Origin of the sequence: Xanthomonas sp. SHU 308, assembly GCF_000364645.1 — a bacterium.
Classification (GTDB): domain Bacteria; phylum Pseudomonadota; class Gammaproteobacteria; order Xanthomonadales; family Xanthomonadaceae; genus Xanthomonas_A; species Xanthomonas_A sontii.
Map to the genome: position 1 here is coordinate 1 of NZ_AQOK01000400.1, position 2,154 is coordinate 2,154.

Annotated in this window: 2 protein-coding genes; both read right to left on the reverse strand. The window is 68.9% G+C overall.

The genetic code is table 11. The annotated features are described in order from the left end of the window. A partial coding sequence (locus D588_RS24760) for a CHASE3 domain-containing protein (protein ID WP_017916333.1) occupies positions 1–1,587 on the reverse strand: 1,587 nt, incomplete at its 3' end. Positions 1,588–1,668: 81 nt separating this feature from the next. Continuing rightward, the coding region (locus D588_RS24765; protein WP_017916334.1) for a methyl-accepting chemotaxis protein at positions 1,669–2,154 on the reverse strand (486 nt) is incomplete at its 5' end.

Consider the following 2,154-nt stretch of genomic DNA (forward strand, 5'->3'; position numbering starts at 1 on the left):
CAGCGGCCGGGTGGCGGCCGGCCTCGGCGCCACCGGCGCGGCACGGCGCGGCGCGGCCAGGTCCTGTTCGCGGCTGAGGCGGAAGAATCCCATCGCCTGCTGCAGCGATTCGGCCTGGGTGCTCATCTGTTCGGCGGTCGCCGCCAGTTGCTCGGAGGCCGCCGCGTTCTGCTGCGTGGCCTGGCTGAGCTGCGACACTGCCAGGTTGATCTGGGTGACGCCGGAGGACTGCTCCTGCGAGGCCGAGGCGATCTCCTGCACCAGATCCGACGTTTTCTTGATGCTGGGCACGATGGTGCCGAGCAGGCTGCCGGCGCGATCGGCCAGGCCCACGCTGCTGGCGGCGACCTCGCCGATCTCCTGCGCCGCCACCTGGCTGCGCTCGGCCAGCTTGCGCACTTCGGCGGCGACCACCGCAAAGCCCTTGCCGTGCTCGCCGGCGCGCGCGGCCTCGATCGCCGCGTTCAGCGCCAGCAGGTTGGTCTGGTAGGCGATGTCGTCGATGATGCCGATCTTCTGCGCGATCTGCTTCATCGCCTGGGTGGACGCCAGCACCGCGTCGCCGCCCTCCACCGCTTCCTTGGCCGCCTGCGCCGACATGCCCTCGGTGACCTTGGCGTTGTCGGTGTTCTGCGCGATGGACGCGGTCATCTGCTCCAGCGAGGCGCTGGTCTCCTCAACGCCGGCGGCCTGCTCGGTGGCGGCCTGGCTCAGCGACTGCGCGGTGGCGCTGACTTCCTCGGACGAACCGGCCAGCGACTGCGCGCTGGCATTGACCTCGCCCACCACCTCCGCCAGTCGCTCGACCATCGCCTGCAGCGCCACCATCGCGCTGGTGCTGTCGTTGGGGCGGGTCGGCACCTGCACGGTGAGATCGCCGCGCGCGATTCGCGAGGCCACTTCCATCACCGTGCTCGGCTCGCCGCCAAGTTCGCTCATCAGCGACCGCGCGATCAGGAAACCGATCAACGAGGCACACAGTGCCGCGACCAGGCTGCCGACGATCAGGGTCAGGTTGGTGCGCTGCTGCAACTGCTCGGCCTCGGTGGCGCGCGCAGCGAGCAACTCGCTCTCGGCGCGACGCACTTCGGCCATGCGATCGCGCATGGCGTCCATGTAGGCCTTGCCCTTGGAAGCACGCACCGCAGCGGTCAGCGCCTCCATCGTCGCCTGGCCATCGTTGACGTTCTTGCGCAGCGCGATCTGCGGATGCACCGCCTGGCTGAGCCATTGCGCCTGGGTCTGCTTCAGCGCGTTCAGGCGCTCCTGCTGCTTGGGGTTGTCGGCGGTCAGCTCCTGCGCCGTGCGCAGGTGGCTTTCGAAGCTGGCGACGCCGTCGCGGTAGGGCTGCAGGAACGCGTCCTCGCCGGTCAGCGAGAAGCCGCGCGTACCGGTCTCGATGTTGATCAGGCTGCTGAGCGCGGCATCGACTTCGGCGATCACCTTGTAGGTGTGGGTGTTCCAGTAATTGGCCTGCGACAACGCGGACACGTTGAAGTACGCCACGCCGGCCAGGGCCAGCAGGATGCACAGGACCACGGCGAAGCCGCCGTAGAGCTTGGTTGCGATTTTGAGATTCTTCAGCACGGCACTCTCCCGACAATGGGCAGTTGTGACAACGACAGCGACACGGAACTGGCGGCGCGACAGGCGCCGCCAGGGAATGGATCAGGCGCGGCCCAGCAGCGCTTCGCTGCGGTCGCGATTGCCTGCAACGGAACGCCGCGCGGCGACGGATGGCGCACGCGGCGCCCAGCGCGAGCCAGCCGCACGCAGCGGCGCCACCGGCTCACCGTCGTCCAGCGCGTGCGTGGCGCGGCGCGCGCCGGCGGACAACTGGAAGAACGCCATGCTGTCCTGCAACTGCACGGCCTGCGTGCTCATCGATTCGGCGGTGGCCGCCAGCTCTTCGGAGGCGGTCGCGTTCTGCTGGGTGATCTGACTCAGCTGCACCACCGCCGCATTGATCTGGGTGACGCCGGACGACTGTTCCTGCGAGGCGGCAGCGATCTCCTGCACCAGATCCGAGGTCTTCTTGATGCTGGGCACGATGGTCTCCAGCAGCTGACCGGCCTTCTCCGCCAGTTCCACGCTGGAACCGGCGACCTCGCCGATCTCCTGCGCGGCCACCTGGCTGCGCTCGGCCAGCTTGCG